This window comes from Streptomyces sp. 150FB, from assembly GCF_000818195.1.
Taxonomy (GTDB): domain Bacteria; phylum Actinomycetota; class Actinomycetes; order Streptomycetales; family Streptomycetaceae; genus Streptomyces.
In genome coordinates this window covers 5,390,593-5,397,726 of sequence record NZ_JTHL01000001.1, presented here as the reverse complement: position 1 = coordinate 5,397,726, position 7,134 = coordinate 5,390,593, and the positions used below count along the sequence as shown (strand labels likewise).

The window sequence follows — 7,134 nt, the reverse complement described above, 5'->3', positions numbered from 1 at the left end:
TGTGGCTGCTGGTGGCCGCGGGAAGCGCCGACGAGCTGCCGGGGCTGCTGGACTGGCTGGAGTGGGGCGGAATCGCCCTCGATCTGACGGCTCACGGGACCGGCGGACGGATGCGCGCCCCCGCGCCCCCCAGGGAGCCGCGCGCTCACGCCTGCGCCGCCACGGGCGCTGTCGGCGCTGCGCGGGGGACCGCCGTCTGGCTGCGGTCCCCCGAACCGGGTCATGAGGTCGAACCGACACTGCCGGCCATCGCGCCGTTCGGACGCGGAGCCGGCAACGGGGGCAGCGGTGGGGATGCCCCCGATCTCGTACGGCTCGTGGACGCGGCTGCGACGGAGTGCCACCGGGCCCGGTTGCTGCGCGGAAATAGGCCGCGTACGAATACTCAGCCGTTGGCCTTCTCGTAGGCTTCACGGATCTCGGCGGGAACGCGGCCGCGGTCGTTGACGCTGTAGCCGTTCTCCTTCGCCCACTTGCGGATTTCAGCGGTGTCCTTGTTACCACCGGCGGCGACACGGCCCTTGCCGCGCCCACCCGCCGCGCGGCCACCGGTACGCCGGCCGCTCTTGGTGTAGGGATCCAGCAGACCACGAAGCTTGTCCGCATTGGACGTCGTGAGGTCGATCTCATAGGTCTTGCCGTCGAGCGCGAACGTCACGGTCTCGTTCGCCTCGCCGCCGTCGAGGTCATCAACAAGAAGGACCTGAACCTTCTGTGCCACCGGATTTCCTTTCATCGAAAATGCAGTACGCGGAAAGGAAACCGCTTTTCTCTGGAAAACACAAACCCCCGGCAGAGGTTCAGTGGCTCAAGAACACGGGAAACGTGCGCGATTCGGACATAGGGGTTCCATCATCTTGGGGAAGTTCCCAGCGACTTCCGCGCGATGTCCGGCGATCACAGGTGCAGAAGCATGCGGCTGTTGCCCAAGGTGTTCGGCTTCACTCGTTCGAGACCGAGGAACTCGGCGACACCCTCGTCATAGGAACGGAGCAGCTCCCTGTAGACATCTCGATCGACCGGAGTCTCACCGATCTCCCGGAACCCGCGCTTCGAGAAGAAGTCGACTTCGAAGGTCAGGCAGAATACCCGGCTCACTCCGAGCCAGCGTGCGGTCTCCAGCAGCTTGTCCAGCAGTTCATGGCCGACACCGGCCCCCTTGACCGCAGGATCCACGGCGAGTGTGCGCACTTCGGCAAGGTCTTCCCACATGACATGGAGTGCGCCGCAGCCGATGACAGTAGCGTCCTCGTCGCGTTCCGCTACCCAGAACTCCTGGATGTCCTCGTAAAGAGTCACCGGCGCTTTGTCGAGCAGGATGCCTTCACTCACGTAAGGGCCGACGAGACGGCGTACGGCCGACACATCCCTGGTCCTGGCCCGGCGGACGGTGACGGCATTTGCTGCGGCATTGGGAAGCGGATGCGTTGACGGCATGGGACTGGACGCTATCGCCCCGCCCCCGGGTCGCTGTCGGCGCCCTCGGCCACCTCTTGGGGTCCCTCTTCGGGCACCTCTTGAACAGGCTCTTCCTGCGTCTCTTCCGGCGTCTCTTCAGTGCCCGCTTCCGGCAGGCCTTCCGCCGTACTTTGAGTGGACTCAAGGGGTGACTCTTCCGGTACCACTTCCGGGCGATCACCCCGGACCATACGAACCGCGTCCTCAAGCGCCGCACGCTGATCCGTCGACATCATCCCGAAGAAGGCGACAAGCGCCGCTGCCGGGTTGTCACTCTTCGACCACGCTTCGTTCATGAGGGCCGCCGCGTAGGCGGCCCGGGTGGAGACCGCCGTATATCGATAGGCGCGGCCGGCGACTTCCCTCCGCACCCAGCCCTTCTGATGGAGATTGTCCATTACGGTCATGACAGTGGTGTAGGCGATGGACCGTTCCCGCTGAAGGTCTTCGAGGACTTCCCTGACGGTGACCGGACGGTTCCATTGCCAGACCCGTGTCATCACGGCGTCTTCCAGGTCTCCCAATTGACGGGGCACAGCGTTCACCATAGTGCGAGATGTCCGAATAGCCGGTTATTGACAGAACGCATGGAACAAAAAGGACGTACGACTGAAATCAGTCGTACGTCCGGGTCATCCGCTCATCGGCCCAGGGAGTTTCCGGGCCGCGCGCGTGGTCGCGCGGCGAGATCGAGATGAGGTCACGCGGTCGGGACGCGCGGCACAGCGGGTACGGCGCGTCCCTGATGTCCCAGGTGGTGTCTGACGCTCTTCCGAGTGTCAGACACTCTGGGTGTCCGGCGTGTGGGCCGGCTGCTGCTGCGCCGCCTCCGCGCGGGCGATGGCAGCGTCCACGGCCGCGTCCTCCTTGGCCTTGTTCGCACCGCCCTGACTCTTGACGATCGTCCGGACCAGGAAGATGAAGAAGGTAGCCATCACCACAGGAGGCACAAGCGCGGATACATAGTCCATACCGACCAGAGTAGTCAGCCGGCGGCGCGATGTTCCGGCGGGGGCTTGGGTCGGCGGCGTGGCGGAAAGACCTCGGACGGTTTCGGCATCGGCCGGTCCGGATCCGGACGCCCGGGCTCGGGGCGCCCCGGCGGGGTGGGCCTGCGCGGCTCGACCGGCCTGTCGGGCTTGTCGGGCTTGCGAGGCTCGTCGGCGGCGGCGCGGCCGCCGGGGAGCGCGTGGAGGCGCATACGGGGCACCTGAGCCGCGTACGTGCGGCTGCCGGCCAGGGCGGGGGCCGGACCGAAGGCGCCTGCCGTACGCCCGGCGAGGCGGGCCCGTACCGACCGCTCCGCCAGCCGCTCGCAGCGGTCGAGCAGGACGGAGGCGAGCTGGTTGCCGCGCAGGGCGCGCAGCGCCGCGAGATCGTCGGGCACGGGCTGGTATCCGGCCGTCAGGGCGTCCTGGAGCAGCTCCAGGTAGCCGGTGAGGGAGCCGGGCAGAGCGGCGCGATAGCGGGCGAGATCGGCGCGGAGAAAGGCACGCAGCCGACCGGCTTCCCTGACCGCTTCGTCCACGGACTCGGCGAGGCCCAGGCAGGCCCGCACGTCCTCGTCGGGGAGCGGGGCGGGGTGGAGGGCGACGGCGAGGGCGCGTCGGAGCACACGCAGCTCGTCAGCACCGAACGCCAGGCCGCCGCGGGATCCGTATGGCGTGGGCATGCGGCGACCTTACGCGCCAAAGGGACAAAATCCTCTTAACGGTCACTCTCGGGCGCGGCCCTGCCCCCGCACTGACCGCACCGACCTCGCCGCCACCTCACGCGCCCGGCGCCACCGGCCCCGCCGCCGTCACATCCGCGAGACGTTCCGCTCGTACACCAGGCGCAGCCCGATCAGGGTCAGCCACGGCTCGTGCTCGTCGATCACCGACGCCTCCCCGAGCACCATCGGCGCGAGGCCCCCCGTCGCGATGACGGTCACCTCCTCGGGGTCCTCGGCCAGCTCGCGCGCCATCCGCGTCACCACGCCGTCGACCTGGCCCGCGAAGCCGTACACGATGCCCGACTGCATCGCCTCGACCGTGTTCTTGCCGATCACGCTGCGCGGGCGGGCCAGCTCGATCTTGCGGAGCTGGGCGCCCTTGACACCGAGTGCCTCGACGGAGATCTCGATGCCGGGCGCGATCACGCCCCCCGCGTACTCCCCGCGCGCGCTGACCGCGTCGAAGGTGGTCGCCGTACCGAAGTCCACGACGATGGCGGGGCCGCCGTACAGGTCGACGGCCGCCACCGCGTTGATGATGCGGTCGGCGCCGACCTCCTTGGGGTTGTCCATCAGGATCGGCACGCCCGTCTTGATGCCGGGCTCGACCAGGACTGCGGGGACGTCGCCGTAGTACCTGCGGGTCACCTCGCGCAGCTCGTGCAGGACGGAGGGGACCGTCGAGCAGATCGCGATCCCCGAGATCCCGTCGCCCAGCTCGTCGCCGAGCAGCGGGTGCATGCCCATCAAGCCCTGGAGCAGTACGGCGAGTTCGTCCGCCGTACGGCGTGCGTCGGTCGAGATGCGCCAGTGCTCGACGATGTCCTCGCCGTCGAACAGGCCCAGAACCGTGTGGGTGTTGCCGACGTCGATGGTGAGGAGCATCAGGCGTCCACCTCGCGGAGGTCGAGGCCGATGTCCAGGATCGGGGAGGAGTGCGTCAGCGCGCCGACGGCGAGGAAGTCGACGCCGGTCTCCGCGTAGGCGCGGGCGTTGTCGAGGACGAGCCGGCCCGAGGACTCCAGGGTGGCGCGCCCGGCGACGATGCCGACGGCCTCCTCGGTCTCGGCAGGGGTGAAGTTGTCCAGCAGGATCAGGTCGGCGCCCGCTTCGAGGACTTCCCGCACCTGGTGGAGCGTGTCGACCTCGACCTCGATCGGTACGTCGGGGAACTGCTCCCGTACGGCCTTGAACGCCTCGGCCACACCGCCGGCCGCGACGACGTGGTTGTCCTTGACGAGCGCCGCGTCGGAGAGCGACATCCGGTGGTTGACGCCGCCGCCGCAGCGCACCGCGTACTTCTCCAGGGCGCGCAGCCCCGGGGTCGTCTTGCGGGTGTCGCGGACCTTGGTCTTCGTGCCTTCGAGCACGTCGGCCCAGGCGCGGGTGGCCGTCGCGACGCCGGAGAGGCGGCAGAGGATGTTCAGCGCGCTGCGCTCGGCGGTGAGCAGGTCGCGGGTGCGGGTGGTGACGGTGAGGAGCGTCTGCCCCGCCTTGACGCGGTCGCCGTCCTCGACGTGCCGCTCCACGGAGAAGTCATCCGTACAGACGACGGAGAGCACGGCCTCGACGACGTGCAGACCGGCGACCGTACCGCCCTCGCGCGCGGTGAAGTCGCCGGTGGCGACCGCGTCCTCGGGGACGGTCGCCACGGTCGTCACGTCCAGGCCGTGGTCGAGGTCCTCCTCTATGGCGACATGCGCGATGTCCTCGACCTGTACGGGGTCGAGCCCGGCGTCGGCGAGGAGCTGCGCGAGCGCGGGGTCGAGCCCGCACTCGATGTCCTCGGGGCCGTATCCGTCCTCCCCGCCGCAGGCACAGCCGGCACCGCAGGACCCGGCCGCGGCGTCGGCGGGGGCACCGATCTGGATCAGCGGCACGTCCACGGGCGTGGGGCGCGGAGTGTCTTCGGGCGTACTCACGGTTACGGCTCCCAGGGGGCGTCGGTGTCTGCGGCTGCGGGGTTCGCGGAATCCGCGGGGGTTACGGGCGGGAACGCGGCGGTTCCGGTGCGCCGGAGGGAGAGGCTCCGGTCGGGCAGGAGGCGGACGACCAGGTGCCGGCGCCACTCGGCGTCGTCGCGCTCGGGCCGGTCCTCGCGCCAGTGGCAGCCCCGGGTCTCCGCGCGCTCCAGGGCGGTGGCGACGAGGACGCGGGCGACGCAGAGGAGGTTCGACGTCTCCCAGGAGTCGACGCCGGGGACGGCGGCCTTGGCCTCGGCGCCGTGCGCCGCGCCGGCGGAGTCGGCGGCTTCCGTACGGAGGGCGTCGAGGTGGACGGCGTCCAGGGCGGCCGAGGCGACCCCGAGAGTGCGCGCCGAGCGGAGCACGCCCGCGCCCTCGGACATGATGCGCTGGATGGTGACGCGGGCCTCGGGGGCGATGAGCGGGAGCGGGGTGACGGGTGTGTCCGCAGTGGTGACATCTGCCCTGCAAAGACGAGGCTCAGCCCTGCCCGCACCGGCCGCGATGTCCGCCGCGATCCGCTCCGCGAACACCAGCCCCTCCAGCAGCGAGTTCGACGCCAGCCGGTTCGCGCCGTGGACCCCCGTGCACGCCACCTCCCCGCACGCGTACAGCCCCGGCACCGTCGTACGCCCCCGCAGGTCCGTCCGTACGCCGCCGGAGGCGTAGTGGGCGGCCGGGGCCACCGGGATCGGCTCCGTCAGCGGGTCGATGCCGTGCGCGCGGCACGCCGCCAGGATCGTGGGGAAGCGGGTCTCCCACATCTCGCTGCTGAAGTGCCTGGCGTCCAGGTACATGTGCTCGGTGCCCTGCTCGTGCATGCGCCGCATGATCGCCTTGGCGACGATGTCGCGCGGGGCCAGCTCCGCCAGTTCGTGCTGGTCGAGCATGAAGCGGACGCCGTCGGCGTCGACCAGGTGGGCGCCCTCGCCGCGTACCGCCTCGGAGACCAGCGGCTGCTGGCCCTCGGCGCCCGCGCCCAGGAACAGCACCGTCGGGTGGAACTGGACGAACTCCAGGTCCGAGATCTCCGCGCCCGCGCGCAGCGCGAGTGCCACGCCGTCGCCCGTGGAGACCGGCGGGTTGGTCGTCGCTGCGAAGACCTGGCCCATGCCGCCCGTCGCGAGGATCACCGCAGGCGCGTGGACCGCGCCCACGCCGTCGTGCTGGCCCTCGCCCATCACATGGAGCGTGATGCCCGACGTACGGCCCTGCTCGTCGGTCAGCAGGTCGAGCGCGAGGGCGTTCTCGACGGTGTGCAGCGCCGCTTCCCGTACGGCCGCCACCAGCGCGCGCGAGACCTCGGCGCCGGTCGCGTCGCCGCCCGCGTGGGTGATACGGCGACGGTGGTGCCCGCCCTCGCGGGTGAGCTGGAGGTCGCCGTCCGCCGTGGTGTCGAAGTGCGCGCCGGTCGCGATCAGCCTGCGTACGGCGTCCGGGCCCTCGGTGACCAGCGTGCGTACGGCGTCCTCGTCGCACAGCCCGACCCCCGCGACCAGCGTGTCGTCGAGGTGCTGCTCTGGGGTGTCGCCGTCGCCGAGCGCCGCGGCTATCCCGCCCTGGGCCCAGCGGGTGGAGCCGTCGTCCAGGCGGGCCTTGGTGACGACGACCGTACGCAGCCCGGCAGCCGTGCAGCGCAGCGCCGCCGTGAGGCCGGCGACGCCCGAGCCGACCACGACGACATCGGCGTCGACGGACCAGCCGGGTGCGGGGGCCGACAGGCGTATTCCGGTCACTGGGGCGCTCCGAAGGTCAGAGTGATGTTGTCGATCAGCCGCGTCGTACCGATCCGGCCCGCGACGGCGAGGATCGCCTCACCGGTGTGGTCGTCGGGGACCTCGGTGAAGTCGGCGGGGTCGACGAGGGCCATGTAGTCGAGGACGAGCGCCGGTACGGAGCGCCCCGCCTGGTCGAGTACGGAACGGGCGGCGGCCCGTACGGCGTCGGCGCCGCGCGGCCTCGGCTGCCCGGCCGACGCCGAGGCCACCGCGTGCGCGT

At 70.6% G+C, this 7,134-nt stretch carries 10 protein-coding genes; 1 reads left to right on the top strand and 9 read right to left on the bottom strand.

All coding sequences use genetic code 11. The features are described from left to right. The coding region (locus QR77_RS23260; protein WP_236710781.1) for an SCO3374 family protein at positions 1–407 on the top strand (407 nt) is incomplete at its 5' end. On the opposite strand, the gene QR77_RS23255 is transcribed toward QR77_RS23260, so the two are convergent. The 9 genes from QR77_RS23255 to QR77_RS23215 form a co-directional block, all read right to left on the bottom strand. After that, positions 386–721, bottom strand: coding sequence for an Lsr2 family protein (locus QR77_RS23255; RefSeq protein WP_040024074.1), 336 nt, complete (start codon positions 719–721; stop codon positions 386–388). The genes QR77_RS23260 and QR77_RS23255 overlap by 22 nt on opposite strands. A 176-nt stretch (positions 722–897) precedes the next feature. After that, positions 898–1,437: an amino-acid N-acetyltransferase gene (locus tag QR77_RS23250; protein WP_078877052.1), complete on the bottom strand. Its 540-nt coding sequence runs from the start codon at positions 1,435–1,437 to the stop codon at positions 898–900. Positions 1,438–1,448: 11 nt separating this feature from the next. Further along, positions 1,449–1,994 carry a BlaI/MecI/CopY family transcriptional regulator gene (locus tag QR77_RS23245; RefSeq protein ID WP_078877050.1) on the bottom strand — a complete coding sequence of 182 codons (546 nt, stop codon included), beginning with the start codon at positions 1,992–1,994 and terminating at the stop codon, positions 1,449–1,451. Between the two features lie 243 nt (positions 1,995–2,237). Beyond that, positions 2,238–2,429, bottom strand: a complete 192-nt coding sequence (locus QR77_RS23240) for a hypothetical protein (RefSeq protein WP_040024071.1) — start codon at positions 2,427–2,429, stop codon at positions 2,238–2,240. A gap of 14 nt (positions 2,430–2,443) precedes the next feature. After that, the gene (locus QR77_RS23235) at positions 2,444–3,100 is read right to left on the bottom strand and encodes a hypothetical protein (RefSeq protein WP_040028512.1); all 657 of its coding nucleotides are present in this window, start codon (positions 3,098–3,100) and stop codon (positions 2,444–2,446) included. A gap of 159 nt (positions 3,101–3,259) precedes the next feature. Then, positions 3,260–4,057, bottom strand: coding sequence for a type III pantothenate kinase (locus QR77_RS23230; RefSeq protein ID WP_040024069.1), 798 nt, complete (start codon positions 4,055–4,057; stop codon positions 3,260–3,262). Beyond that, positions 4,057–5,094: a carboxylating nicotinate-nucleotide diphosphorylase gene (gene nadC, locus QR77_RS23225; protein ID WP_040024068.1), complete on the bottom strand. Its 1,038-nt coding sequence runs from the start codon at positions 5,092–5,094 to the stop codon at positions 4,057–4,059. The genes QR77_RS23230 and nadC overlap by 1 nt, the downstream gene beginning before the upstream one ends. Positions 5,095–5,096: 2 nt before the next feature. Next, positions 5,097–6,872: an L-aspartate oxidase gene (locus tag QR77_RS23220; protein ID WP_040024067.1), complete on the bottom strand. Its 1,776-nt coding sequence runs from the start codon at positions 6,870–6,872 to the stop codon at positions 5,097–5,099. After that, positions 6,869–7,134: pantoate--beta-alanine ligase (locus QR77_RS23215; RefSeq protein WP_173476342.1), on the bottom strand; the 266-nt coding region annotated here is incomplete at its 5' end. The genes QR77_RS23220 and QR77_RS23215, both read right to left, overlap by 4 nt.

Excerpts from the sequence above, each read along its gene's own strand:
- QR77_RS23250 (WP_078877052.1), bottom strand. The coding sequence starts at position 1,437 with ATGCCGTCAACGCATCCGCTTCCCAATGCCGCAGCAAATGCCGTCACC.
- QR77_RS23240 (WP_040024071.1), bottom strand. The coding sequence starts at position 2,429 with ATGGACTATGTATCCGCGCTTGTGCCTCCTGTGGTGATGGCTACCTTC.
- QR77_RS23230 (WP_040024069.1), bottom strand. The coding sequence starts at position 4,057 with ATGCTCCTCACCATCGACGTCGGCAACACCCACACGGTTCTGGGCCTG.